The following is a 239-nucleotide window of genomic DNA, read 5'->3' on the forward strand; positions in this document are numbered from 1 at the left end:
ATTCAGAATGAAATATTTTTGAGCGTAAACATTAATCCAAGCGATCTTGATTCAGAAAAATTCAGGGATAAACTACTAGGATTAATTTCTGAATATAACATCCCATATAAAACAATCCTTCTTGAAATTACGGAGCGTCAAGGAGGGGATTTTGAAGGTATGAAAATTCACATTGATAAATATAAAAATCATGGTGTCAGGTTTGCCATCGATGACTTTGGGACAGGATATTCTAATCT

The 239-nt window shown here is 32.6% G+C and carries 1 protein-coding gene; it reads left to right on the plus strand.

Features of this window, described 5'->3' with window-relative positions; translation table 11 throughout:
- The coding region (locus ACODJP_RS14485; protein WP_422482693.1) for an EAL domain-containing protein at positions 1 to 239 on the plus strand (239 nt) is incomplete at both ends.

It is taken from the genome of Pleomorphochaeta sp. DL1XJH-081 (genome assembly GCF_049310885.1).
In the GTDB taxonomy this organism is placed as follows: domain Bacteria; phylum Spirochaetota; class Spirochaetia; order Sphaerochaetales; family Sphaerochaetaceae; genus CAYZJV01.